At 50.5% G+C, this 23942-nt stretch carries 26 protein-coding genes and 1 pseudogene; 13 read left to right on the top strand and 14 right to left on the bottom strand.

Annotated elements, in window-relative coordinates; all coding sequences use genetic code 11:
* From BKD12_RS01400 to BKD12_RS01375, 6 genes are all read left to right on the top strand, one after another.
* Positions 1 to 267 (top strand): DUF4315 family protein, encoded by a 267-nt coding sequence (locus BKD12_RS01400; protein WP_003508256.1) that lies wholly within the window; start codon positions 1 to 3, stop codon positions 265 to 267.
* Positions 257 to 982 (top strand): DUF4366 domain-containing protein, encoded by a 726-nt coding sequence (locus BKD12_RS01395; RefSeq protein WP_070087574.1) that lies wholly within the window; start codon positions 257 to 259, stop codon positions 980 to 982. Before BKD12_RS01400 ends, BKD12_RS01395 begins: the two co-directional genes overlap by 11 nt.
* Positions 979 to 3054, top strand: a complete 2076-nt coding sequence (locus BKD12_RS01390; protein ID WP_044942468.1) for a type IA DNA topoisomerase — start codon at positions 979 to 981, stop codon at positions 3052 to 3054. The genes BKD12_RS01395 and BKD12_RS01390 overlap by 4 nt, the downstream gene beginning before the upstream one ends.
* The gene (locus tag BKD12_RS01385) at positions 3051 to 3419 is read left to right on the top strand and encodes a cysteine-rich VLP domain-containing protein (RefSeq protein ID WP_002584962.1); all 369 of its coding nucleotides are present in this window, start codon (positions 3051 to 3053) and stop codon (positions 3417 to 3419) included. Before BKD12_RS01390 ends, BKD12_RS01385 begins: the two co-directional genes overlap by 4 nt.
* Before the next feature lie 125 nt (positions 3420 to 3544).
* The gene (locus BKD12_RS01380; protein ID WP_058118381.1) at positions 3545 to 6892 is read left to right on the top strand and encodes a YodL domain-containing protein; all 3348 of its coding nucleotides are present in this window, start codon (positions 3545 to 3547) and stop codon (positions 6890 to 6892) included.
* Positions 6893 to 6896: 4 nt separating this feature from the next.
* Positions 6897 to 7106 (top strand): transposon-transfer assisting family protein, encoded by a 210-nt coding sequence (locus tag BKD12_RS01375; protein WP_002584960.1) that lies wholly within the window; start codon positions 6897 to 6899, stop codon positions 7104 to 7106.
* A 201-nt stretch (positions 7107 to 7307) separates the two neighbouring features.
* On the opposite strand, the gene BKD12_RS01370 is transcribed toward BKD12_RS01375, so the two are convergent.
* The 3 genes from BKD12_RS01370 to BKD12_RS01360 form a co-directional block, all read right to left on the bottom strand.
* Positions 7308 to 8642 (bottom strand): relaxase/mobilization nuclease domain-containing protein, encoded by a 1335-nt coding sequence (locus BKD12_RS01370; RefSeq protein ID WP_070087573.1) that lies wholly within the window; start codon positions 8640 to 8642, stop codon positions 7308 to 7310.
* Entirely contained in the window at positions 8603 to 8932 is a 330-nt protein-coding gene (locus BKD12_RS01365) for a plasmid mobilization protein (RefSeq protein ID WP_002584958.1), read from the bottom strand. The genes BKD12_RS01370 and BKD12_RS01365 overlap by 40 nt, the downstream gene beginning before the upstream one ends.
* 199 nt (positions 8933 to 9131) lie before the next feature.
* The gene (locus BKD12_RS01360; RefSeq protein ID WP_044942672.1) at positions 9132 to 9488 is read right to left on the bottom strand and encodes a helix-turn-helix transcriptional regulator; all 357 of its coding nucleotides are present in this window, start codon (positions 9486 to 9488) and stop codon (positions 9132 to 9134) included.
* Between the two features lie 398 nt (positions 9489 to 9886).
* Here BKD12_RS01360 and BKD12_RS16315 point away from each other — a divergent pair, with 398 nt between their 5' ends.
* The 6 genes from BKD12_RS16315 to BKD12_RS01340 all read left to right on the top strand — a co-directional run bounded on the left by BKD12_RS16315 (position 9887) and on the right by BKD12_RS01340 (position 14592).
* The gene (locus BKD12_RS16315) at positions 9887 to 10072 is read left to right on the top strand and encodes a cysteine-rich KTR domain-containing protein (protein ID WP_003431289.1); all 186 of its coding nucleotides are present in this window, start codon (positions 9887 to 9889) and stop codon (positions 10070 to 10072) included.
* 16 nt (positions 10073 to 10088) lie between these two features.
* Positions 10089 to 11072 carry a 23S rRNA (adenine(2503)-C(2))-methyltransferase RlmN gene (rlmN, locus tag BKD12_RS01355; protein ID WP_002584956.1) on the top strand — a complete coding sequence of 328 codons (984 nt, stop codon included), beginning with the start codon at positions 10089 to 10091 and terminating at the stop codon, positions 11070 to 11072.
* 473 nt (positions 11073 to 11545) lie between these two features.
* Positions 11546 to 11983: a sigma-70 family RNA polymerase sigma factor gene (locus tag BKD12_RS01350; protein WP_002604474.1), complete on the top strand. Its 438-nt coding sequence runs from the start codon at positions 11546 to 11548 to the stop codon at positions 11981 to 11983.
* Positions 11967 to 12209 carry a helix-turn-helix domain-containing protein gene (locus tag BKD12_RS01345; RefSeq protein WP_002604473.1) on the top strand — a complete coding sequence of 81 codons (243 nt, stop codon included), beginning with the start codon at positions 11967 to 11969 and terminating at the stop codon, positions 12207 to 12209. Before BKD12_RS01350 ends, BKD12_RS01345 begins: the two co-directional genes overlap by 17 nt.
* A 458-nt stretch (positions 12210 to 12667) precedes the next feature.
* A complete protein-coding gene (locus tag BKD12_RS16305; protein ID WP_002604472.1) occupies positions 12668 to 12841 on the top strand; it encodes a transposon-encoded TnpW family protein in 174 nt (57 codons plus the stop codon).
* Between the two features lie 77 nt (positions 12842 to 12918).
* Positions 12919 to 14592, top strand: coding sequence for a recombinase family protein (locus tag BKD12_RS01340; protein WP_002604471.1), 1674 nt, complete (start codon positions 12919 to 12921; stop codon positions 14590 to 14592).
* Positions 14593 to 14599: 7 nt separating this feature from the next.
* Here the strand turns inward: BKD12_RS01340 and BKD12_RS01335 are convergent.
* Positions 14600 to 14785, bottom strand: a pseudogene (locus BKD12_RS01335) (recombinase family protein); the annotation flags it as partial.
* Positions 14786 to 15010: 225 nt separating this feature from the next.
* Here BKD12_RS01335 and BKD12_RS01330 point away from each other — a divergent pair.
* A complete protein-coding gene (locus tag BKD12_RS01330) occupies positions 15011 to 15211 on the top strand; it encodes a hypothetical protein (RefSeq protein WP_002596235.1) in 201 nt (66 codons plus the stop codon).
* A 64-nt stretch (positions 15212 to 15275) separates the two neighbouring features.
* On the opposite strand, the gene BKD12_RS01325 is transcribed toward BKD12_RS01330, so the two are convergent.
* The 10 genes from BKD12_RS01325 to tet(W) all read right to left on the bottom strand — a co-directional run bounded on the left by BKD12_RS01325 (position 15276) and on the right by tet(W) (position 23596).
* On the bottom strand, positions 15276 to 15470 hold the full coding sequence (locus BKD12_RS01325; protein WP_002596234.1) for a transposon-encoded TnpW family protein: 195 nt from the start codon (positions 15468 to 15470) through the stop codon (positions 15276 to 15278).
* Positions 15471 to 15484: 14 nt separating this feature from the next.
* Entirely contained in the window at positions 15485 to 16327 is an 843-nt protein-coding gene (locus tag BKD12_RS01320; RefSeq protein WP_002596233.1) for an ATP-binding protein, read from the bottom strand.
* A complete protein-coding gene (locus tag BKD12_RS01315; protein ID WP_087325174.1) occupies positions 16324 to 17058 on the bottom strand; it encodes a replication initiator protein A in 735 nt (244 codons plus the stop codon). Before BKD12_RS01315 ends, BKD12_RS01320 begins: the two co-directional genes overlap by 4 nt.
* 132 nt (positions 17059 to 17190) lie before the next feature.
* A complete protein-coding gene (locus BKD12_RS01310) occupies positions 17191 to 17577 on the bottom strand; it encodes a cysteine-rich VLP domain-containing protein (protein WP_002596231.1) in 387 nt (128 codons plus the stop codon).
* Complete coding sequence (locus BKD12_RS01305) at positions 17567 to 19192, bottom strand: relaxase/mobilization nuclease domain-containing protein (protein ID WP_002596230.1); 1626 nt, start codon at positions 19190 to 19192, stop codon at positions 17567 to 17569. Before BKD12_RS01305 ends, BKD12_RS01310 begins: the two co-directional genes overlap by 11 nt.
* A complete protein-coding gene (locus BKD12_RS01300) occupies positions 19164 to 19562 on the bottom strand; it encodes a plasmid mobilization protein (protein WP_002596229.1) in 399 nt (132 codons plus the stop codon). Before BKD12_RS01300 ends, BKD12_RS01305 begins: the two co-directional genes overlap by 29 nt.
* A 497-nt stretch (positions 19563 to 20059) precedes the next feature.
* Positions 20060 to 20272: a helix-turn-helix domain-containing protein gene (locus BKD12_RS01295; protein WP_002586615.1), complete on the bottom strand. Its 213-nt coding sequence runs from the start codon at positions 20270 to 20272 to the stop codon at positions 20060 to 20062.
* The gene (locus BKD12_RS01290) at positions 20265 to 20687 is read right to left on the bottom strand and encodes a sigma-70 RNA polymerase sigma factor region 4 domain-containing protein (RefSeq protein WP_002586616.1); all 423 of its coding nucleotides are present in this window, start codon (positions 20685 to 20687) and stop codon (positions 20265 to 20267) included. Before BKD12_RS01290 ends, BKD12_RS01295 begins: the two co-directional genes overlap by 8 nt.
* A gap of 171 nt (positions 20688 to 20858) precedes the next feature.
* On the bottom strand, positions 20859 to 21626 hold the full coding sequence (locus BKD12_RS01285; RefSeq protein ID WP_002586626.1) for a class I SAM-dependent methyltransferase: 768 nt from the start codon (positions 21624 to 21626) through the stop codon (positions 20859 to 20861).
* Between the two features lie 50 nt (positions 21627 to 21676).
* Entirely contained in the window at positions 21677 to 23596 is a 1920-nt protein-coding gene (gene tet(W), locus BKD12_RS01280) for a tetracycline resistance ribosomal protection protein Tet(W) (RefSeq protein WP_002586627.1), read from the bottom strand.
* Between the last annotated feature and the right edge of the window lie 346 nt (positions 23597 to 23942).

Here is a 23942-nt window from a genome sequence, read left to right as displayed (position 1 = left end):
ATGGCAAACACGAAACTTGACCGTATCGAACGGGATATTGAGAAAACGAGGGCGAAAATCCTTGAATACCAAAAAAGACTGAAAGACCTTGAAGCGCAGAAAATCGAGGAAGAAAATGCGCAGATCGTTCAAATGGTGAAAGCGGTACACCTTGACGGGGCGCAGCTTGCCGCGTTCCTCTCCGCTTACGCCAGCGGCGAAATTGCTTTGCCGCAGCCGGACGCAGACTATACCGACGAACAGGAGGAAACCGAAGATGAAGCATAAAAAACTGTTCCGCAGCGTTACCGCTTTGCTTGCCGCCCTTGTACTCATGGGCGGCTTTTCTGTTACCGCTTTTGCGGGCGGCGGTGACGTGAGCGACGAGCCGCCTACCCCCGTAACCGAAACCGAGCCGGAAGAAACGACGGGCGGCTATGAGCCGCAGCCTTTAACGCCGGAGGGCAACATGAGCCTTGTGGACGACATAACGGGCGAAGCGTCCGGCGATAAGCAGTTTATTACCGTCGTTACGAAAAACGGAAACTATTTTTACTTCATCATTGACCGCGCCGAGGACGGAGAAAACACCGTCCATTTCCTCAATCAAGTTGATGAAAAAGACCTTTTGCAGCTTATGGAGGACGAACAGACCGAAGCCCCCGCTTGTAGCTGTACTGAAAAATGCGTTGCCGGAAGCGTCAACACCGATTGCCCCGTTTGCAGCGTCAATATGAGCGAGTGCGCGGGCAAGGAAGCCGAGCCGGAGCCGGAAGAAACCGAGCAGCCGGAGCCGGAGGAAGATAAAGGCGGCGGCATGGGCGGTGCTATTCTGCTTGTCGTGCTGCTTCTTGCCGCAGTAAGCGGCGGCGCGTTCTATTACTTTAAGATTATGAAGCCCAAAAAGGACGCGGCAAAAGGCAGCAGCAACCTTGACGATCTCGATTTTGACGAGGACGACGAGGAAGAATTAGAAACCGAGCAGGAGGACGAGGAAGTATGAAACTTGTAATTGCAGAGAAACCGAGCGTCGGGGCGGCGATTGCCGCCGTTATTGGCGCGAATGAAAAGCGCAGCGGATATTTTGAGGGCAGCGGCTACCTTGTGTCGTGGTGTATCGGGCATTTGATTAGCCTTGCAGACGCGGCAACCTACAACGAGCAGTACCGAAAATGGAAGTATGACGATCTCCCCATTGTCCCGCAGGATTGGCAGTTTACCGTTGCCAGCGGCAAGGAGCAGCAGTTTTCCGTACTCAAAGACCTTATGCAGCGCAGCGACGTTTCCGAGATTGTCAATGCGTGCGACAGCGGGCGCGAGGGAGAACTCATTTTTCGATTTGTCTACGAACAGGTAAATTGCCAAAAGCCCTTTTCCCGCCTTTGGATTAGCAGCATGGAAGAAAGCGCAATCCGCGAGGGCTTTTCAAACCTCAAAGACGGGCGCAGCTATGACAACCTCTATCAATCCGCGCTTTGCAGAGCAAAGGCAGATTGGCTTGTCGGGATTAACGCGACCCGCCTTTTCTCTATCCTCTATCACAAAACGCTGAATGTCGGCAGAGTGCAGACGCCCACCCTTACCATGCTGGTAAACCGCGACTATGCGATCAGCAGCTTTAAGAAAGAAAAATATCATGTTGTCCGTCTGGACGCGGGCGGTGTTTCGGCTTTGTCCGAAAGGCTGAACGAAGAAGCGGCGGCGCAGCAGATGAAAGCGGCTTGCGAGAAATCGCAAGCCGTTTGTACTTCCCTCAAAAAAGAGAAAAAGACCGTTGCACCGCCGAAGCTGTTTGACCTTACCGCGTTGCAGCGCGAAGCCAACCGCCTGTACGGGTTTACGGCGAAACAGACCCTTGATTATGCGCAAGCCCTCTACGAAAAGCGGCTTTTGACCTATCCCCGCACCGACAGCAAATATATCACTTCCGATATGCAGCGCAGCACAAAGGAACTCATTACCGGGCTTTGTTCGCTGCTTCCCTTTATGCGGGACGTGAAGCTGCAAGCAGACCTTACAAGGGTTTGCGACAACAGCAAAGTAACCGACCACCACGCTATTTTGCCGACAGCCGAGTTTTTGAAAACGGGCTTTTCTTCCCTTACCGACAGCGAAACAAAACTTATGACCCTTGTATGCGCGAAGCTGCTTTGCGCCGCAGCCGCGCCCTATGAATATGAAGCGGTTACGGCGGTTATCTCTTGCGGCGGTTATACCTTTACCGCAAAGGGAAAGACGACGCTTTGCGAGGGGTGGCGTGAGATTGAAAAGCTGTCCCGCGCCGCGTCCGAGGAACAGGACGAGGACGCAGAGCCGGAAACCGTTTTGCCGCCGCTTGCCGAGGGGCAGACCTTTGACAATCCGGCAGCGGAGATCTCCGAGCGTTACACGCAGCCCCCAAAGGCATTTACCGAAGATACGCTTCTGTCCGCTATGGAGAACGCGGGCAAGGAAGAAACGCCGGAGGACGCAGAGCGCAAAGGGTTAGGCACTACCGCAACGCGGGCGGGTATCATTGAAAAACTCATTAGCGCGGGCTTTGCCGAGCGCAAGGGCAAAAAGCTAATCCCCACAAAGGACGGGTATAACCTTGCCGCTATCCTGCCCGAAGTCCTTACGTCCCCGCAGCTTACGGCAGAATGGGAAACCCGCCTTACCGGGATTGCCAAAGGCAGCGACAGCCCGGACGATTTCATGCGCAGCATTGAGGAAATGACAGCGGGGCTTGTCAAGACCTATTCCGCGATTTCCGAGGATAAAGCGAAGCTGTTTACCCCGCAGCGGGAAGCAATCGGCACTTGCCCCCGTTGCGGCGCGGCGGTTTACGAGGGCAAGAAAAACTTTTACTGCTCCGACAGGGCTTGCAGCTTTGTGATGTGGAAGAATGACCGCTTTTTTGAGCAGCGCAAAAAGGCTTTCACAAAGGCGATTGCCGCCGCCCTTTTGAAAGACGGAAAGGTAAAAATCAAAGGTATGTACTCGACCAAGACGGGAAAGACCTTTGACGGAGTTGTGCTGCTTGCCGACACAGGCGGCAAGTATGTAAACTTCCGCGTCGAGCAGAACCGAAAATGATAAGGCTTGATGAAAAGCAATACCGCGCCGTAAAGAAAATGACCCGCGCCGCTTGTGCAAACAACGATTGCGGGAATTGTCTGCTGCTGGACGACGGGGAAACTTGCGTTTGTGTGCAGAGTATCAGCTATTCGCTGCTATGCCGCTATTTCCGCGAAGCGGTATTACCCGCCGACAGGCAGCTTTGCGAACAGATCACCCGCAGCGGGGAAACCGATTTGAAGCGTTGCGCGGTATGCGGCAGCACGTTTGCGGCGGGCAGCAACCGGGCGAAATACTGCCCCGATTGCGCGGCAAAGATACGCCGCAGACAGAAAGCCCAAAGCGAGAGAAACAGGCGTTTACGGATAAAAACAACTACATAGCAAGCACAGCAAACGAGTACCCGTTTGCGAGAAATGCCCGCGCTTCCCATAGAGAGCGCGGGCATTTTGCTTGTTGGGATAGTCCCAAACCCTTATATGACCGAGAAAGGACGTGATGAAAGAATATGCCGTATTCCTCATACGACCATGACAAATTGGAAACCGCCGAAACCATGCGGATAGAACGCCGGATATATTTTGAAGCAAAGGACAGGGAGATTGCCCCTTATGCTTCCTTGCCGATTGCGCAGCTACTTTCCATGCGCAGCGAAAGCGCGGCGGCAGAACAGGCGATTTTTGACGACCTTAAAGAACGCGCCGCCGCATGGGAAGAACAGGCGGGAAGAACGCTTTTGCTGGATAAAACACTTGAATATGTGAGAACGCCGCACGTCCAGCACACCGCTAACGAGTGGCAGACCACCGAGCATAACCGCCATATTCGCAGCAACCGGGTATATCAGATGAATTACTACATTTACGAGAATACCCGCTACGACAAAGAAGCGCAGAAATCTATCCCGTATTCATGGACGCTTACATGGAGCGTGCGCACCAACAGCCCAAGCAGAACCCAAGCGAAGATTGCCGGACAAGATAGAAAGGTTTTCACCGACAAGGCAGCTATGGAAAAGTATCTGAATGGGCGTATCAAAGCGTATGACCGTCTGTTTACGGAAATCTCCCCGCCTATCCCGCAGGAGTACGCCGACTATTTCAAAGTAAACGGTATGCTCATGCCGGACTACACCATAGAGGGCGAAGAACCCCCGCAGCAGCAACAGGCGGCAGCTATCCCCGAAAATACCGGGCAGGAAAAGGAGCGTGAACACATGAGCGAACAGTTTTCTATTATGATAGGCAACCGCAGCCGCTTTGACGCGGGCGACCCCGGCGGCTATTGGCTGGATATGCCCGCCACAAAGGAGCAGTTGCACGAAGCTATGCGGAACGTCGGCATTACCGCCGACAACCCGCAGGATTTTTCCATTCGCGGCTATTCCGACGACCCGGAGAAACATATTGCCTTGCCTTATGAAATGGTATGCGCCGCCGACGTGGACGAACTCAATTTTCTTGCGGCGCGGCTCGAACAGCTTGACCCCGCCGAGGTTGGCAAGCTGAACGCAGCCTTGCAGCAGAAAAACGGGCTTGCAAATATTGGACAGGTAATTGACTTCACCTACAACGTGGATTTCTACGTCCATATCCCCGAAGTACATAACTACCACGATTTGGGCGACTATTACTTAAATCAATCCGGCATGGTACAAATGCCCGAAGAATGGAAAGGCGGCATTGACCTTTCTACTTTTGGCAGGAACGCTGCCGCGCAGGAAAAAGGCGCGTTTACCGAGTACGGCTATATCGTGGAAAGCGGCGACGAGTGGGAACGGCAGTTTGAGGGGCGCGAAGTGCCGGAAGAATACCGCATTATGAGTTACCCGCAGCCGGAGCGCGGCGAACAGGACAAAGCCTATATGGACGCAGCCGAAACGCAGCAAGCAGACGCACAGGCCGCAGAGCCGCAGCAGCCCCGCCCCGTCGTCCCCATTATCCTTACTTCCGAAAAGCCCGCCGAAAAGGTAAAGGAGATCACCGCGCGTTTGGAACAGGGCGTACAGGCGATTTTTGACAGCGACCGCTACAAAGAGTTTCTTACTGCCATGTCGAAGTTTCACGATTACAGCTTGAATAACACTATCCTAATTGCCATGCAGGGCGGCAATTTGGTAAAGGGCTATTCACAATGGCAGAAAGAGTTTGACCGCCATGTAAAGAAAGGCGAGAAAGGCATTAAAATCTTTGCCCCCGCGCCCTACAAGGTGAAAAAGCTGGTTGATAAAATCGACCCCGAAACGAGAAAGCCCATGCTTGACCGCGAGGGAAAAGTGGTAAAGGAAGAAAAGGAAATCACCGTCCCCGCCTTTAAGGTTATAACCGTCTTTGATATTTCGCAGACCGAGGGCAAGGAGTTTCCCGACCTTTCCGTTAAACCGCTGCTTGCCGATGTGGAGCAGTACGAGGATTTTTTCGCCGCCCTTGAAAAAGCGTCCCCCGTCCCGATTGCATTTGAGCAGATCACAAACGGCGCAAATGGGTATTTCAGTTTGACCGACAAGCGTATTGCAATCAAAGAGGGCGTGAGTGAATTACAGGCGGTAAAGACCGCCATTCACGAAATCGCCCATGCGAAGCTGCACGACGTAGACTTAAACGCCCCGCCGGAGCAGCAAAACCGCGTTGACCGCCATACCTGCGAGGTAGAAGCGGAAAGCGTCGCTTATACGGTTTGCCAGCATTTCGGCCTTGATACTTCCGATTACTCTTTCGGCTATGTGGCTGGTTGGAGCAGCGGCAAGGAAATGACCGAGTTAAAAGCGTCCCTTGAAACAATACAGACCACCGCAAAGGAACTCATTACCGAGATTGAGGGGCATTTTACCGAGTTGCAGCAGCAGCGGCAAGCCGAGCAGGAGCAGGGCGATACCTTTTCCATTTATCAGTTAAAGCGCGGGGACGAAACAAGGGACTTGCGCTTTGAGCCTTATGACCGTCTGCAAGCGGCTGGACTTACCATTGACCGGGTAAATTATGAACTCGTCTATACTGCACCGCTTACAAAGGATATGACGCTGGGCGACATTTGGGAAAGGTTTAATATCGACCACCCCGCCGACTTTAAGGGGCATAGCCTTTCCGTTTCCGACATTGTTGTGCTTCATCAGAACGACGAGGACACCGCCCACTATGTAGACAGTATCGGTTTTCAGCAAGTGCCGGAGTTTTTGCAGGAGCAGCAGACCCCCGTATTTGACAAGCTGCCGCCCGAACAGCAGCAAGCCTTGTCCGACACCGTACAAGACACTTTGCAAATGCTGGTTGACGCAGACAAGCGGATTTATGGCGACGTTACGGGCAAGACCCTTGAAGCAATCGCGGCGCAAGGATATTCCTACAAGGACGGGCAGCTTGAAAAGCAGCAGCCGGAAGCGACCCCCGACAGCCTTTTGACGGGTGAAACCGTTAGAACGCCGAGGGGCAATTTTCATATTACCGATATGAGCCGTGAACAGATCGAAGCGGCGGGATTTGGTTTTCACCATGCGTCGGAGGACGGGAAGTATCTCATTATGGGGAATGGCACACAGGCTTATGCCATAGCCGCCGAGCAGCCGCAGCGGGATAATCCCTTAAAGCACGTCGAGGACACCATAGAGCAGAACGACAACAATTTTGACGGGCTTATCAACAATACGCCGCAAACGCCCACCGTTGCAGATTTTGAGCAGCGGGCAAAGGCGGGGGAAGCGATTTCCGTTACCGACCTTGCAAAAGCGGTAAAAGCCGAGAAACGGGAACAGCCGCAGAAAAAACCGTCCATTTTGAAGAAGCTGGACGAATACAAGAAACAGGCGGCGCAGCAGCCGAAAGATAAACAGAAAGAGCATAAAAAGGATTTGGAGGTTTGATAGCATGAATACCCGCTTTACCATTGAGGAAGAAAACATTGTTGCGATCTACGCCGAGGACAGCCGGGAAACAACGCTTGAAAATATCCTTGCCGCCATGCCCTACATGGACGAGGATATGCGCCAGCTTGCCGCCGCAGCGGTGAACAAGCTGCAAGCCATGACGGACAGCGAGTTTTCCGAAAGGGAGTTTATCTTGACCGACGAGGAATAGCCCATAGAGAACAGGGGCGCGGTTGCCGATTTCCGGCACCGCGCCCCTGTTCTTTTTTTGTCCTTGCGTGGACAATTAGAAAGCCGTTTTTGCGGGTTTGAATATACTTTATCGTCTATGTCGTTTTCATGCGCTGGAAGCCGCAGAAACACAGGCGTTTTCAGCCCTTAACATTCCACTTGCCACCCCATGTTTTGCGCCTTATCGCTCCTGCTCCCGCGCCCTGCTTTGGGACGGGTAAAGAATACTATCGACGTTCTTTTTGACAACGCCGTATTCCTGCATTTGCTTCTTGGCTTGCCGATAATCTTCATACAATTTGCTTTTTCTGTCGTTTAAGCTGCTATACTCCTTGCGCAGCGCGGCGAGATCGGGCAGCTTCTTTATCTGCATTTCCTTTAATGCCCTTGCCGCAGCTTCAAACAGGATAATTTCGCTTTCATGCCCCCGCAGATACTTTTCCTTGTCCGGCGATTTTCGGTATTCATCGTAAATCGGTTTTAACTGTCGGTATGTGGTGGTGTGCTTGATAAGCAGCGACAAATCAGACATACGCTGTTCCACTTCCTTAACCGCCTTTGCCGCCGCGTCATGAGCGGTCATAATATCGGCTATCTTGCTTTCAAGTTCGCTATAATACTCAATCTTGTTTTCGGTTAGGAAGTTCATGCTTTTAGCAGCCTGTTTCAGATTATGGATTTTTGCCCACCGTTCATAGCCCGCCGACTGTTGGGCTTTGATACTGTTTTCAAGATCGACGATAAGCCGGATTTTCTTATCTTCCCGCAGCGTTTTTGTTTTGGCAACATACACGCCCTTGATACGCTCCTTTATCGCTTCTTCCGTATAGGCCGCGCCGAGCGTCTTTGTGCGGGTAAACCGTTCCTGTCCGGCAGCGCGAAAGGAAATGTATTTGCCCTGTTTGATTTCATACCCCATTTCCTGCAAGCGGCGCAGCAGTTCGTCAAAATCTTTCACTTGGGGAATGAGAGTATCTATCGCCGTTTTCAGCTTTGCTTTGTAGCTTGTCCCTTGCTTTTCGGCGGTGTATTCTGCATAGCTTTTTCCCTTGTCCTGTCCCGGTACGACGACGGATAGCCCATGCTCTTTACATATCCTGTCGCTGGTGCGCCGGATAAAGTGATAGCTTTGCTTGTTGGAATGGTACTTTTTGTAGTCAACGAAGCTAACCGCGTTGAAAATCAAGTGATTATGCAGATGGTCTTTATCGACGTGAGTTGTCAAAACAAACTCATACTTGCCGCCTAATACCGCCCCGGCAAGTTCCATGCCGATTTTGTGCGCTTCTTCCGGTGTGGTTTCTCCCACCGCAAAGGATTGTATCAAGTGCCGCCCTAAATGTGTGCCGCGATCTCCGGCAGCTTCCCGCGTCCATGCAAACTCAATATCGGCGGTTTCCAGCCCGCAGCCGAAAGAGGACGCAAGCAGCTTCCCGTCTGTCTTTTCGGGATTTAAGATATAGTCTATCGCAGCCTTTAAGGTTGATTTAATAGGGTGCGTCTTTGTAACCGCCATATCTCGTCCACCGCCTTTTTAATGTCCTCTATATCCTGCCTGTAAACCGTCCCCGTCGCATTGGCGCGTTTTGCAATCTGGTTGATGTTCCGGCTCACCGCTTGCAGTTCCCGGATATATGCTTTTGTGTCGCTTCGGTCAACGACAAGAATATACCCGTCTATCGCCATTTTACGGAAGTATGCCCCATACTGCTTTATGGGAAGCTGCTTCATCTTCTCGTCGATCAGCCGCTTTTCTTCTTCCGTAACGTAAAACTTCATCTGTATATTTCTCTTTCGGTTTTCCATTTCCGCACCGCCTTTCGGTATAAGGGTTTGGGATTATCCCAACAAGCACTTTTCGCAAACGGGTACTCGTTTGCTGTGCTTGCTATCTACTCCTTATCCCGTTTCAAAGGCAGCGTTTGTTGCACTCTCTTTCTAATTTGGCGCAAAAAAAGATTGCAGCCCCTATGCGCTGCAATCTCCTGCTTCCCATATTGTGAGGTTAGTCCTCTGCTTGTTCGACTTCTGTTATCTCCCTTGCCGTTGCGGTTACAATCCGTATGCCTTTATCGCTCATACCGTCCAGCAGCGCGTCAAGCTGCCGCCGCCCGGTGGATTTCTCCGCATTGCTGTTCGGGAAGAAAAATTGATCTACCGAAATATGATACCGGGTTACAAGGTCATAGAATACCTGTAAACTCGGCTGTTGTCCCTTGTTCTCGATATTCGCAAGGTAGCGCGGGGAAATATATAACTCGTCGCTTACCTTTTTGCGGCTCTCGCCGTATTCATTTCTCGCGGCTTTTATAGCTGCCCCGAAAGCCTTAAAGTCGTACAATGGTACGGGTCTTTTTGCCATTTTCATTCACCCTGTTACATTTTACAGTTCACCTTTCTTTTTGGATATGTCCACACAATTCATATCATTAGGTTAAATACTTCCTGTTGTGTATTGACAGTAGACTGATTTTCTGATAAAATAAAATTTATGTAAAAGGAGGCGGCGTTTATGTTGCATAGCATGCGTATTAGATAAGCATTGAAAAAAAGGATTTTCCCATTTTCAACATGGGCTTTTTTGTCATGCTTATTTTGCGGATGCTATACAAAAAACTAACGACGTATAGATATAGTATAGACATAGTGCAAGCTATGCCTTAGTTTTGTTGTACTGCTCTGTGCATTATAAATGCAGGTCAATGCTCATGTTGAGGATTGACCTGCATTTTTTTGTGTAAAAAGGACGAGTGAAATATAATGCTTAAAAAATATTGGATAAAATGTCCGATTTGTAACGGAAAGACGAGAGTTCAAGTATTTCATAATACTGTATTAAAAGATTTTCCTCTTTTCTGCCCTAAATGCAAATTGACGCATATCATTGATGTAGAAAAATTAGAGATTGTAATCAAAAATACAGAAAAACAAACTTTTATTATTTAGAAGAAAGGATATAAAAATGAAACGTTTACCTAAATATACGCCTGCGGAAGTACGGAATGATCCATACGGATTTACTTACAAAGAAATGTCGGAAGTTATTGGCGAGAATGAAGCAAAAGCCTTATATGAAGAATTATATAAGCAATTACCACGCAAAAAAAATCTATCAATGTTGGTAAAAAATATTTGCAAAAGCAGTGATACTGAAAAGTATGTTTACGAACTGAAAGACAACAAATACATTGAAACGGTTTTTATCAAGCGGCGAGATGGTGGAACTGTTTGCGTGAGCACACAAGTCGGTTGTCCTGTTGGTTGTATTTTTTGTGAGTCCGGGCGAAATGGCTTTGTTCGTAATCTAACATCGTCAGAAATCGTACAACAGATTATATTGTTGCGTCGAAAAGTAAACCGTATCGTTTTTATGGGTATGGGAGAGCCTTTATTCAATTATGACAACTTGATAAAAGCAATCCATATTCTCCGAGATAGATATGGGCTCAACTTTCCAACCGACGGCATTACCATATCAACAGTTGGTCCGGTCGATCAATTAAAAAAATTGCGCGAGGAACATCTTAAAATTCAGTTGACAATATCTTTACACGCAGCAACACAATCTGCAAGAAATCGTATTATTCCTCACATGCGCATATATGCTATTGAAGATGTTGTTAAGCAAGCCTTATCCTATTCTGAAAGGCATAATCGCAAAATTGTCTTTGCGTATTTGCTTTTACCGGGTATAAATGACCGGCCCTCAGATGTAAGACAACTTGCAAAATGGTTTCGGGGCAAAAAAGTTATGATTAACGTGTTACAATACAACCCAACAAGCAATTCAAGAATTAAAGCACCACAGAAACGGGAAATAGTTGCATTCAAACATCAATTAGAGCAAGCAGGACTTGAAGTTACTATGAGAGTTTCTCATGGCAGAGAGATTAACGCGGCTTGTGGACAGTTAGCTAACACATATAATAAATTCAAAAAAAAATGATTAAAAGTGCCAGACGCATAGACGCAGAGCCGATAACGCATTAGGTCAAAAAACCTATGTGTTATCGGCTTTTTTATTTAATATTGCGCAAAAGCCGCTGTTCCCTATTATAGAATGGATTGCGGGTAGTGTATTAAAGTCGCCCTTTTTTAAGGATACGGCGGTATCGGGGAGGTATCGCCGTGTCCATTTTTATTTACTGTAACCCGCCTAATGCTTTGCGGTCAAAAAAAGCTATGCTCCGCAAGCGGGATATTCCGGCTATGAATGTGAACTGTCAATACATTTAGCTACTGCTTACATTTCCTTTGCGCCCGTCCGCGTCTTGCGGACGGGCGCATTTTGCTTTTTTCAACTTTTTTCTGAAAAGCGCACTCAAGAGCCATCTCCCGAACGGGTACGGAGCGAAAGGGGCAGAGAGGACAAGCCCTTAACTCCCGTCCTCTACTCCACGCGGGAAGGAGGTGAACTCTATGGAGCTATCTTCTTCCGACAAGGAAAGAATACAACATCAGTACGACGCATTAGCAAAGAAAACTTTGGTCGGCGAAGCGAAAAGCCACCGCCGCACTCTTGCGAAACGCGCAGCACGCGAAGTTACTTTTTCGGATTTGAGCGAAAGCGAACTCGCGCAGCTTTTCACAACGGACGAATACGAAAGCGATTATTTCCGTTTTCAAGTGTCCGGCTTTGATGTACTCGTCAAAAATGAACTGCTTGCCGAAGCCCTTAACGCTTTGCCCGAAAGGAAACGCGACATTATCCTTTTGTCCTACTTCTTGGATATGAGCGACGCGGAAATTGGCGAACTGCTGAATGTTGTACGCACGACGGTTTTCCGGCACAGGAAATCCGCGCTTGCGAAAATCAAACAGTATTTGGAGGGAAAAGCAGATGATGAATACCGTTAGGAAGTCTGAAAATCTGTTGCCGTTCCCTGTCATTTCCGCAGCGGCAAACGGCGACACAACCGCCATGTGCGCGATCTTGAAGCACTACGAGGGTTACATAGCGAAACTTTGTACCCGCACGCTGAAAGACGACGCGGGCAATACCTATTCCTATGTGGACGAGGAAATGCGTAACAGGCTGCAAGTGCGCCTTATTACCCGCACCCTTGCTTTTCATGTAGGATAATCTTTTAGCCCATGCGGGGAGCGTGTCCCCTTTCCACGCTTCCCGTTATGGGCTATTTGTCGTTCCGCAAAAGCATATCCGCTGTTGATGTGCTTTTGCAGGCCGACAAAGCCTATTGTTCTTTGACAAAGAAAGCGGCCTTTGGTGCGCAGCATAACAGGCAAACGGGTACATTCCGTCTGTACCGAGCCAGTCGGCGGGTACGCCATGACAGCTTTTCCCCATAGGGGAAAAGCCGAGCGAGAACTACCGCGCCGTAAAACAGGTTTAGCAGCTTGTGGGCGACGACATACAAGGCGGCACAATGATACTCCCGCGTTGAACACCCTCAAAGTATTGCGCGGCGCACCCATAAGCATGGGCCGGGGTGAAACTCCCGTGAGGTTGCAGCTAACAACCGCCCGTTTTTGCCTTTTGACGAATATAGTTTATCCATACAGGAAAAGGAGGTTTTTCTAATGGATAAAAAACAGACAATTACAACCGAACGCAAAATAGGGAAAATCACCTATCTTGTTCAAGCGTTGCCGAGTGAAAAGGCAACCGATACAATCCATAAAAAGATTGAGAAACTCATTGTAAAGGATTTGCAGAAAAAGCCCGGAAATCCGGGATTTTTAGCGTCCGAGTAGTGCATTAGGCGGCGGGATATGGTATAATGATAGCAACACATTATACCTGTTTATTCGGCTGTCGGAAAGGAGGACTAATGTTACAGTCGAATAAAATCACCGCCCTTTACTGCCGTTTAAGTCAAGAGGATATGCAAGCCGGAGAAAGCGGAAGCATACAGCACCAAAAAATGATACTTCAACGCTATGCGGACGAACACCATTTTTTGAACACAAAGTTTTTTGTGGACGACGGATTTTCCGGCGTGAGTTTTGAGCGCGAGGGGCTGCAAGCGATGTTGCAGGAAGTGGAAGCCGGACGAGTGGCGACGGTCATTACCAAAGACCTTTCCCGTCTTGGCAGAAACTATCTGAAAACGGGCGAACTCATAGAGATTGTATTTCCCGAAAACGGAGTACGCTATATCGCGATCAACGACGGAGTTGACACAGCGCGGGAGGATAACGAGTTTACCCCCTTGCGGAACTGGTTTAACGAGTTTTACGCCCGCGACACAAGCAAGAAAATCCGCGCAGTTAAACAGGCACAGGCGCAAAAAGGCGAGCGCGTCAACGGGGAATATCCATACGGCTATATCCCAGACCCGAACAACCGCCACCACCTTATACCCGACCCGGAAACCGCGCCGATTGTCAAACAGGTTTTCGCTATGTTTGTTAGCGGCGTGCGTATGTGCGAAATCCAAAAATGGCTTGCGGAAAACAAAGTCTTGACGATTGGAGCGTTGCGCTATCAGCGTACAGGACAGGCGCGGTATCAGCGGGCAATGATCGCCCCCTATACTTGGCCGGACAAAACGCTCTATGACATATTAGCAAGGCAGGAATATTTAGGGCATACCATAACCGCGAAAACTCACAAGGTATCCTACAAGTCGAAAAAGACCCGGAAGAACGAAGAAGAACAACGCTATTTCTTCCCAAACACCCATGAGCCGCTTGTTGACGAGGAAACCTTTGAACTTGCGCAAAAGCGGATTGCTACCCGCCACCGCCCGACAAAAGCAGCGGAGATTGATATTTTTTCCGGCTTGCTGTTTTGCGCTGGTTGCAGACATAAGATGTATTACCAACAGGGCGTAAATATCGAGCCGCGCAAGTTTTCCTATTCTTGCGGCGCATGGCGCAACAGGGCAAGGACAGGCAGCGAGTGTACCTCTCATTATATCCGCAAAAACGTACTTCTTGATTTAGTGCTGGAAGATATGCGGCGGGTTTTGCGGTATGTTAAGGAACACGAACAGGACTTTATCTGTAAAGCTACCGAGTACGGCGACATGGAAGCGAGAAAGGCATTAGCGCAGCAGCAAAAGGAACTTTTCAAAGCACAGGCGCGTATGACCGAACTTGACACGCTTTTCCGCAAGCTGTATGAGGACAACGCATTAGGCAGACTGACAGATGAACGGTTTGTGTTTCTAACTTCCGGCTATGAGGACGAAAAGAAATCCCTTGCCGCAAGGATAGACGAGTTACAACAGCAGATCGCAACCGTTACCGAGCGAAAAAGGGATATATCAAGGTTTATTCAGATTGTCGGGAAATACAGCGACATACAGGAATTGACCTATGAAAACGTCCATGAGTTTATCGACCGTATTTTGATACATGAATTAGACCGGGAAACCAACACCCGGAAAATCGAAATCCATTATAGCTTTGTCGGACAGGTTGATACCGAGCAGGAGCCGACGCAAGTTGTCAACCATGACCGCCGCAACATGGTAGATGTAAAAAGTATCGCTATCTAACCCCAGCAAAGTTCGCGCCGGAAAAACCGTCGTCGGTGTACCAGCGCAGATTGGTAAAGCCGTTCTGTTTTGCGTAGGTTTCGAGTATCCTTTTTTGGTTCGATATGGAATTACTCTCGCCTTGCAATTCATCCTCGTGGGACAATCTCGGATAAAGGGCGGTAATGAGGTTTTGGGTGGCTTGTCTTAACATAAAATCCTCCGTTTCCGACAGCCAGCCCCACTATTCCGTGGTTTCATTGTACCACGGAACGGCGGGGGCTGTACAGCGGCAAAAGCGTTAAATTTGCTTCTTTACAGCTTTTCAATTTTCCGATTTTTATGGTATGGGTTGTCGTCCCATATTTGCAGTAGAAAAGTTCATAACTCCGTGGTATACTCTGATTTAACAAAAAAATCAGAAGTTAAAGGAGAAAACATGAAGTATACAATAGATGAATTAACCGCGGCCAAAAGGCAAATTGATTCAACTCTGCACAAGCTAAGAGAAACAGTAAAAACATTTGAATCAAAGGATAATTCCGAGCGTTATAAATCACAAATCACATTGGCAAAGAGAAGAATAAAAGCCTTTGAAATTGCAAATTATTTTATAGAGAATGAGATTAAGAATTGCTAAAGCACTTCCGATTTTCGTTCCAGCGGTCATGCTCCCTGGCATGGCCGCTTTTCCATGCCCCGGTTCACGCCGGATAAGTCGGCTCCTGTGTAGCAGCGGCTTCCGCTTCCAGTACCCGCGCCATTTTGTCGGCGGCTGTGGTTGTGGTGTCTTTCTTGAAATAGCCGGACACGACAAGGACGGAATTGCCCATGCGGATTTCCGTCACACAGTCAGGGCGGCGGGTGGTGCGGGTGTCGTGCTGCTTGTTATCTGCCATAGGCAATACTCCTTTCAGTCGGTAATCAGTTTCTTCATGCTCTCCATTTTCCGCTTGGCGGTTTCCTGCCGGAAGTTGTCGCCGGTAAAGCGTACCGGGACGCACATGGAAAGCAGGCGGTCATAAATCCGGGAATGGGCGGTGTCCTCCGGGTTGTGCAGGTCGTCCAGCGTAAGGTTGGTCGTGACGATCAGCGGCTTGCCGCTGCGGTAACGGCTGTCAATCACATTGAACACCTGTTCCAGCCCGTATTCCGTCCCGCGTTCCATGCCGAAGTCGTCAAGGATCAGCAGCGGATAACGACAAAGGCGGGAAATGTACTCGTTGCGCCCCTCAAAGCTGGCGGCAAGGTCATTGAGGATAAGAGCAAAGTTCGTCATGCGGACGGGGATTTCTTTCTCCATGAGGGCGTTTGCGATACAGCCTGCAAGGTAGCTTTTGCCGGTGCCTACGCCGCCCCAGAACAGGCAGCCGATATTGTCTGTCCGCATATCTTCCCAATGCTCCACATACCGGCGGGCAAGCCCGGTCTGCGGGTTCCTGCCGTTGTCGTTCTCGAAAGTCCAGTCCCGCATGGTGGGGTCGGTAAAGCCCCGGCGTTTCAGTTCTTCCACGGTGTCAAGGTGTCTGCGCCGCTTTTCGGCGGCTTCCCGTTCCTCGCGGGCGGTTCTCTGGCAGTCGCACTCTGCCGGGTGGCGGTCGCGCCCGAAGATAGCGGCCTTATCCGGCGCAAAATAGGCTTCTTTCGGCTTGCGGCACTTGCCGCAGTACAGTAAACCGTCCTCGCCGGTGTAGTCCTCCGGCTCCGGGATGGTGGTCGTCATATTCTCCAAAACCGCGTTGATTTCATTCTTCATAAACTCTCGCCCTCCTTGCATGAGTAGTCTGGTATGCCCTTTTTAGGGGCTTCCTTTTTGTCGTTCCCCGCCCATATCCGCAGGGCGGCGGCATAGTTCTGGTAGCTTTTCCCGTTGGCGGCAAGGTAGCGGCTCATTTCCTCGATGAACCGTTCCAGCCTGTCAGGGTACTCTGCCTGCAACTCGTCGTATTCGGTCTGTGACAGAAAAATATTTCCATATCGGCCATAGGGCGCGGACGGCCCCCCACTCACTCCCTTTGTTTGGCTCTCTGTAAGGTTGTTTATAGTAGTTTGGTTAGGGGACGGTTTTCCGACCATCATAAGGTCGGTTTTCTGACCATCAGTAGGACGGTTTTCCGGCTCTATGAGGGGCGGACTTCCGGCCATCAGTTGGTCTGAAAACTGTACCTGTGGCACTGGCGGTACTTTGACATAAAGCCGGTTCGGTGCGGAGAAGCCGCCCCGTTCCCGTTCCAACAGCCCCGCCGTGTCCAGTTCATTAAGCGCCCCCTTGATGGTGGTGCTGCCTTTATCCAGTATTTCTGCTATCTCCGCGATGGGATAGATAATATAAATCCTGCCCTCGTCGTCCAGCCACTTGTTTTTCTGGGAGAGGGTGGAACGGTCTAACAGCAGCGAATACAGCAGCTTGGCGGTCTGTGAAATCTCCATTTTCAGCAGGAAACGGGGATACGGCAGATAGGCGGGCAGCCGCGTGTCTGCCCTGATATAATCAGCGATAGGATCACCTCCCTGTGTTCGGGTTGATTTTGGCGTATTGTCACGCATTAAAACGCCGTTTCCGGGGGAAAAGGATAAATGTATCGCGTACCCTTTGACACCCACGAAAAAAGCCTTGATTTATGCGGGTTTGAAAGGCTCTAAAGCGTGACATCTCTGCCTTTGTTTCCGCTTTCTCTCGGCGGCTTTGATTTTCTTCATGCGCCCGGCGCAGTCGGGGCAGTATTTTCCCCGGTTGGATTTGGGGACAAAGGCCGCCCCGCAGACGGCACACCGTTTCCGGCTTCCCCGGCACAAGAGGGCTGCGGCCAGCTCCCCGTCAAGGGGCAGGACAGCCACACGGAACCAGTGGCACATGAGGGAAAAGGAAATGCTCTGGACGCACACGCAAGGCTCCCCGTCGTCCAATAGCAGGCAGTTCCCCTCATCGTAGTTACAGCACTCATGTACCAGCCGCCGCGCCCGCCGGTGCTGGCGGTAGTCCATGTGGGGCAGGTTATCGCTCATGGCTCTGCTCCTTTCTGCGGTGCGGCTCGTCCCGGCGCAAAATCTGGTCGATGTTCCGCTTGACGGTCTGCAACTCCTTGAACCGCTGTTTCTGTTCGTGATAGGTGTTATACAGGCCGTCTTTCTCGGAGATAAGCTGCTCGATCTCGGCCTGCAACGCTTTCCGGGCGGGCAGCTTGGTAATGCCATGCGCCTTGAAATACCGGGCTGCTGCGTCGGCTATGATAAAATCGCTCTCATGGGCCTGCCGGTATGCGGCGCGGGCTTTCTCGGATTTCTGTGCCCGCAGCCCGTCGCGGGCGGCCTTGGTCTGGGCGTAGGCCAACACCTGCCGCTGCAACTTCTTTTTCCCTTGCAGCTTCGTTTCCAGTGCTTTCAGTTCGCCGCTGGTCTGGCGCATTTTCTGATAGGCGGTGTCAACGGCGGCTTCTAACTGCTCCGGGGAAGTAAAGCCGTATTGCTGGTAGACGGACAGCGTTTTGGCGGCCTGCTTCAGATTGTGTATCTTCGCCCAGCGTTCATAGCCCCGGCCTTTGCCCTCGGCCATTTTCTGCTCAATGTCCACAAGCCGCTGCACTCCGTCCTGTTTCGGGGCGGCTATCTCGGCTCTGGCAACCTGCAAGCGGTCTTTTATGGTGCGTGGGGGATCGGGGGATCTGGCTGGCGCTTCGGCTGCTCTGGCGGCGTTTTGCTCTAAAACGGCAAAGACAGCGGCGCGGTCAAAATCGTCGCCCAGCTTCCGGGCGGTAATTGGCTTTGTCCTGTCCGGCGTGAGGTAGGAAAGCCGCCCCCGGCTCTCCTTGACGGTCACACCCTCCTGCAGCAACAGAGAGGAAAACTCGTCAAAGCTGGCGGCGGTGGCAAGGGCTTTCCGTAGGGTCTGCCGCAGCTTCTCCTTGTTCGTTTCAAACTTGGTCTGCCGGGGCGTGATACTATCGGCAATCATGGGGGCGTTCTGCTTGTCCAGCGCGGCCTGTCCCTTTTTCTGCGCCCAATACTCCCGGTCGGTGACGCGGTTCTTGCTGCCGTTCAAGAGGTCGATTTGATAAAGCCCCTCCCGGTGGCACATCTCCATGACTTCGGATTTGAAGTAGCGCAGGGCAGCGTCGGTACATCGGTGCTTGCAGCCGACTTTCGTATCGGCCGGCCTGTCCATGTAGGGCAGGAACGGCACTTCCTCAATCCGCAGGCTGTTTATGACGATATGCACATGAATGTTGCCGCTGTGGTTATGCCCGTCCGGGTGGGTGCAGACAAGGGCCTGGTGGCCGGGAAAATGCTCTTTACAGAATTGTTCCCCCAACGCCTGCGCCCGGTCTACGGTCAGGCCGTTGTCCGGCCCGTCCCGCGGGTCAAAGCTGATGATGTAGTGGTGGCTTTTCACATCTTCCCGCCGCTGGTTTTTCTGATAGCGGAGATTGGCCCGCATACACGCAACGGCAAAATCCTCCCCGTCGCAGTTCAGCGTGGACAGCCGGTAGTCCTCGCGGGGGATAAGCCTGCCGGTTTCATCAAGGACGGGCTTCATGGTAAACTCGTCATGCTCAAAGAGAAGATATTGCTCGGCGGCTCCGTAGTCGGCGTTTTTAGAGTTGATATGCTTGAGTGTTGCCAACCGCGTCACCTACTTTCTTGAGGACTTCATACTTGAGGACGGCAAGGTCGGATATGGCGGCGCGTACCTCGCCGGAAAGGGTGTTGTAGGGTACGCCGTATTCGTTCAGATACCGGGCAATCTGATTGAGGTTGCCGCCGATCCTGCCGTACTCGGCTGTCAGCTTCCCGACAGCGGAAAGCAACTCGTCATTGACCGACGACACATGGACAACCGGGCGTATGGTCGCCCGCCGTATCGCCTGCCGGAGAAATTCGGACTGGCTGATACCATAGGGCGCAAGCCGCGCTGTGAAGTCGGCATACTCATCTTCGGACAGCCGGGTTTTCACAACGCGGCTGCGGTGGGGCGTGTTGTATTTCTTTCGCATGGTGTGACCTCCTTTCTCGCCCGTAAGGGCGCATGAGCAGGGTTTGGGGAAGGCACTCCCCAACAAGTTTCCCGCGAGGGGCAAAACTGCAGAATTGCGGATTTTGGCACCGTGGTAGAAACTTGCTCTCCGTGACTGCAAACTTTCTCTCACTTCCGTCCGCCACTTTTTTGGAAAACTGCAACCACAAAAGTTTGTTTCTCTTTTTCTGCTACTACTAATCCTGTAAAGGGCATTCCTGCCCGCTTTCGCTAAAATGACACCGGACGCAGTGGTTTCTACCCGGTGTTGGAGAAATCCTTTCTCTTTGCCCTCTACTACGGGTAAATGCTCCAAATGCCAAACACCAGGGCAGAAAAATTCCCTCCTCGCTTACTACTACAACCGGCAGGGGGCAAAATGGCCGGGAGCGGAGCCGGACAACAAAAAAAGCAGTAAATCTTTTTCAAGACTTACTGCTTTCGCTGGCCGCGTCGGTGGCGGCTGGTATTCAGTTTTTATGACTTGTCCGGTGGTTCGTCAAGCCGGAACTTGAATTGACAGTCAATTAACCGCTGCTTTACATAGTCCTCCACCTCGGCGTTGACCTGCCCGTTCACTTTTGAGAAATAGCGGATATATCCGGCGTAGTGGAGCAGGACAGCGTTCACGGCTTCTGGGTCGCCCTCACGGGCTTTGAGGATTGTTTCATAGGGGAGAAGTCTACTCATACCGGCTCACCCCCATTTCTTCGCGTAGCCGCTGCAAGGCAAGCTGGATATGCCGCCCCGCTGTGCTGCGTGACCGGCCAATACACGCGCCGATCACGCGCTGCGGCTGGCGCAGAAAGTAATAGCGCAGGATTTCTTCCCGCGTCTGCTCCGGCAAAACAGAGATCGCGTCGGCAAGGGCGGCGTTGCAGAGCAGGACGGTCTGACCGCAGACGGTAAATGGGTATTCCTCGTCCGGCTCCGACGCGGCAAACTGGACAAACTTCTCGTTCATCAGATAGTCAAGGGAAACTTGCCGTTCCCATTGCCGTTTAAGCTTCAAAATCTTGTCCAAGGCGGCACAGCGGATAACAGTCTTGCAAAAGGCGTTGTACCTGCGCTGGATATATTCTTGATAGGCTATCTGGTCGGTCATGGAAATTCCCCTTTCTGAATAATAGTGCGGGGCGGTGGCACTTCTTGCTGTCGCCCCTTGATTGCCTACCAGCAAAGGCGGGCGGGGCTGTCAACGGCTGCGCATATGCGCCGTTCATCTTGACCGTTGACTGGCTCGGCTGGGTTTGCTATTTACCCGACAAACTTGAATTTATTTTAAGCTATCACGTTTTACCTTCTTAAGCCTTACTATCATTACCATAGGAATTTCTTTGTTGGTTTTAAAACATTCTTCATAAAATCCATCAATGACAAATCCAGCTCTAAAACAAAGGTTAAAAATATCTTGTATGGAACGATGATAATAAATCTGCTCTTTCGGTTGCCCTTCAATCGCTATATCATAGTAACTGTGCGGTGTCATATATTTTTCAGTCAACGTGACAAAACAAGGGTGTTGCGTTGCAAAGACAAAAATTCCGCTTTCCTGCAACAGTTCATAAACAGCCATAAGAAGTGGTTCAATATCCGTAATATCCATAATTGCCATATTAGAAACTGCTTTCGTAAAGGCTCGATTTCTTTTTAATTCTAATATACTTTTTCTATCGGTCGCATCCGCCACACAAAATTCAATTTGTTTTGCATATTGTGATTGCCGTCTTTTAGCCAATTCTATCATTTTTTTGCTGTAATCAAAAGCGACAACCGAAGCGCCTCTTTGTGCAAGATACGAAGAATAATTTCCATTGCCACACGCAATATCCAAAATGTAATCCGCAGGATTAGGAGATAGAAGTTCCGTTACTTTGGGACGCACTACCTCTCTGTGAAATTCATTAGATTCGTCACCCATTGCATTATCCCAAAATTGTGCGTTCTCCTCCCAGATTTTTTTACTTTCCTCTGTTCCCATGTTCTCTCCCACTCCCCAAATTTGCTTTTTTGCTTCCATTAAATCTTCCTTACTATATTCCATTGTTACCCTCCATAACTTCTGATTGTTGCCGTCTTGACGATTATGTATCTTTACATTACCTTCTGAAACATATGGCGCACCTTGTCCAGGCGGCTGTTTGGACGGCGGGGCTGGATGACCGGCTGACCGACAGCGGCCTGATATCCTTTCAGCTCTGTAAGGCATACGCTCCGCCCGTTGGTGTAAAAGGCCAGATCAGTACGGTATGCCTGTATACAGCGGGCGGGAATCTCGCCAGTAAAGACAACTTCATCCTTTTTTACCTGGGCCGTTTCGATGGTGGCACAGTATTTCGGTGCATCATGATAAGCCCTGGAAAGGTATTCCTGGGGCGCATAGAGGATGAAGGAGAGATAAGGTTCCAGCAGCTGCGTCCCCGATTCCTTCAATGCCTGTTCCAATACAATCGGGGCCAATGAGCGGAAGTCCGCCGGCGTGCTGACCGGACTGTAATAAAGCCCGTATTCAAAGCAAATCTTACAGTCCGTTACGTTCCAGCCGAACAAGCCCTGCTCCAGCCCGTAACGGATACCATCCCTGACAGCGTTTTGAAAACTCTGGTTCAAGTATCCCAGCGAAACCCGGCTCTCGTATTGTACACCGGAGCCAAGCGAGAGTGGTGTAACAGACAGTCCTATGGATGCCCAAAACGGGTTGGGCGGCACCTCGATATGGATGGTGTGGCTGGCTGCTTTGAGCGGCCGCTCCATATAAATGACGGAGGGTTCCTTTACCACTGTTTCAAGCTTGTATTTTTCCGACAGCAAAGCGGAAACAACCTCCAACTGCACCCGGCCCAAAAAAGAAAGAATGATCTCATGGGTGATGGAATCCACTTCGCAACGCAAAAGCGGGTCAGTATCCGCAAGTTGCGTAAGAGCGTCCAGCAGCCGTTCTCTTTGCGCTGCCGTTTTCGGCGCAATCGTCGTCCGCAGCATGGGGAGGGGGTCCTCGCGCCACCTTTTACGAGGGAGCCGGGTTTGGTCCCCTAATACATCGTTTAACCTCACGCTGTCGCTGGGAAGGATAACAATTTCACCCTGATAAGCGGTGTCTGTCCGAACAATTTCCCCTTTGGATGGAATACGCATCTCTGTGATTTTCAGCTTTTCTCTCCCGGCCAGGGCCACCGTATCCCGCAGGCGCAGCGTTCCGCTGTATAACCGTAGATAGACACGCCGCTGGCCGCAATCGGTGTACTCAACCTTGAAAACGCTGCCGCATAGGGCGGCGCCCCCCTGTTCCCCAATCGGTTGGAACAGCCCTGTCACCGCATCCATCAACGGTTGAATGCCAAGGCCATTTTTGGCGCTGCCATGATAGACTGGGAACAGGGAGGCGTCTTGAACCCGCTGCTGTTCCTCCCGCGCAAGTTTTTCCCGGCTGATTGGTTCTCCTGCGATATACTTTTCCAATAATTCATCGTTATTTTCGATGACCGCATCCCATGCTTCTATGTCGGTATTTTCCTCCAGGACTATTTCCGGGGACAGCGACACCGTCTGCTTGATGATAATATCGGCGGAGAGCTTATCCCGAACAGACTGAACCACGCTCTGCAAATCAACGCCAGCCTGGTCGATCTTGTTGATAAAGATAACGGTGGGAATGTTCATTTTCCGCAGGGCATGGAACAGAATACGGGTCTGGGCCTGCACGCCATCTTTAGCGGAGATCACCAAGATGGCCCCATCTAAAACAGCCAAAGAGCGGTACACCTCCGCCAAAAAATCCATGTGGCCGGGCGTATCCACAATGTTAACTTTACATCTGTGCCACTGGAAGGAAGTGACTGCCGCTTGAATGGTAATCCCACGCTGCCGCTCCAAAAACATGGTGTCCGTCCTCGTTGTCCCTTTTTCGACGCTCCCCGGTTCTGAAATGGCTCCGCTGGCATATAGCAGGCTCTCCGTCAAGGTCGTCTTTCCAGCGTCTACATGGGCAAGAATTCCAATATTGATTATTTTCATGTGATTGTCCTCCCTTTACAGCCCCAAAGGGCATAAAAATCCCCAGCAGTAAAATACTTTTACCACTGGGGATTATAAGTTGCGGACATACACATATACAGCATACACCTGTTTGTGATTGCTGTTTTTGGGGATATGTCAAAATTGATAAGGCAAAAGTATTCTTAAATTGGGTACAAAAAACTAAGCCCCTACAAAAGGAGCTATCATAATCCTTTGTTCCCACTATTTGATTATAGTTTTATTTAAGAATACCTTGCCGCATATTTTTTACTCCTTTTCTGGTTTAAATCATTGTATCACATCAGTTTTAGGAAAGCAAGTACCTAAAAGAAATTTTTCTTCC

This window comes from Merdimonas faecis (assembly GCF_001754075.1).
Lineage (GTDB): Bacteria > Bacillota > Clostridia > Lachnospirales > Lachnospiraceae > Merdimonas > Merdimonas faecis.
The sequence above is the reverse complement of the archived record's forward strand: the minus strand, read 5'-3'. Positions and strand labels throughout refer to the sequence as shown.

Coding starts and splice junctions, on each gene's coding strand:
- BKD12_RS01400 (WP_003508256.1), top strand. CDS start 1: ATGGCAAACACGAAACTTGACCGTATCGAACGGGATATTGAGAAAACG.
- BKD12_RS01395 (WP_070087574.1), top strand. CDS start 257: ATGAAGCATAAAAAACTGTTCCGCAGCGTTACCGCTTTGCTTGCCGCC.
- BKD12_RS01390 (WP_044942468.1), top strand. CDS start 979: ATGAAACTTGTAATTGCAGAGAAACCGAGCGTCGGGGCGGCGATTGCC.
- BKD12_RS01385 (WP_002584962.1), top strand. CDS start 3,051: ATGATAAGGCTTGATGAAAAGCAATACCGCGCCGTAAAGAAAATGACC.
- BKD12_RS01380 (WP_058118381.1), top strand. CDS start 3,545: ATGCCGTATTCCTCATACGACCATGACAAATTGGAAACCGCCGAAACC.
- BKD12_RS01375 (WP_002584960.1), top strand. CDS start 6,897: ATGAATACCCGCTTTACCATTGAGGAAGAAAACATTGTTGCGATCTAC.
- BKD12_RS01370 (WP_070087573.1), bottom strand. CDS start 8,642: ATGGCGGTTACAAAGACGCACCCTATTAAATCAACCTTAAAGGCTGCG.
- BKD12_RS01365 (WP_002584958.1), bottom strand. CDS start 8,932: ATGGAAAACCGAAAGAGAAATATACAGATGAAGTTTTACGTTACGGAA.
- BKD12_RS01360 (WP_044942672.1), bottom strand. CDS start 9,488: ATGGCAAAAAGACCCGTACCATTGTACGACTTTAAGGCTTTCGGGGCA.
- BKD12_RS16315 (WP_003431289.1), top strand. CDS start 9,887: ATGCTTAAAAAATATTGGATAAAATGTCCGATTTGTAACGGAAAGACG.
- rlmN (WP_002584956.1), top strand. CDS start 10,089: ATGAAACGTTTACCTAAATATACGCCTGCGGAAGTACGGAATGATCCA.
- BKD12_RS01350 (WP_002604474.1), top strand. CDS start 11,546: ATGGAGCTATCTTCTTCCGACAAGGAAAGAATACAACATCAGTACGAC.
- BKD12_RS01345 (WP_002604473.1), top strand. CDS start 11,967: ATGATGAATACCGTTAGGAAGTCTGAAAATCTGTTGCCGTTCCCTGTC.
- BKD12_RS16305 (WP_002604472.1), top strand. CDS start 12,668: ATGGATAAAAAACAGACAATTACAACCGAACGCAAAATAGGGAAAATC.
- BKD12_RS01340 (WP_002604471.1), top strand. CDS start 12,919: ATGTTACAGTCGAATAAAATCACCGCCCTTTACTGCCGTTTAAGTCAA.
- BKD12_RS01330 (WP_002596235.1), top strand. CDS start 15,011: ATGAAGTATACAATAGATGAATTAACCGCGGCCAAAAGGCAAATTGAT.
- BKD12_RS01325 (WP_002596234.1), bottom strand. CDS start 15,470: ATGGCAGATAACAAGCAGCACGACACCCGCACCACCCGCCGCCCTGAC.
- BKD12_RS01320 (WP_002596233.1), bottom strand. CDS start 16,327: ATGAAGAATGAAATCAACGCGGTTTTGGAGAATATGACGACCACCATC.
- BKD12_RS01310 (WP_002596231.1), bottom strand. CDS start 17,577: ATGAGCGATAACCTGCCCCACATGGACTACCGCCAGCACCGGCGGGCG.
- BKD12_RS01300 (WP_002596229.1), bottom strand. CDS start 19,562: ATGCGAAAGAAATACAACACGCCCCACCGCAGCCGCGTTGTGAAAACC.
- BKD12_RS01295 (WP_002586615.1), bottom strand. CDS start 20,272: ATGAGTAGACTTCTCCCCTATGAAACAATCCTCAAAGCCCGTGAGGGC.
- BKD12_RS01290 (WP_002586616.1), bottom strand. CDS start 20,687: ATGACCGACCAGATAGCCTATCAAGAATATATCCAGCGCAGGTACAAC.
- BKD12_RS01285 (WP_002586626.1), bottom strand. CDS start 21,626: ATGGAATATAGTAAGGAAGATTTAATGGAAGCAAAAAAGCAAATTTGG.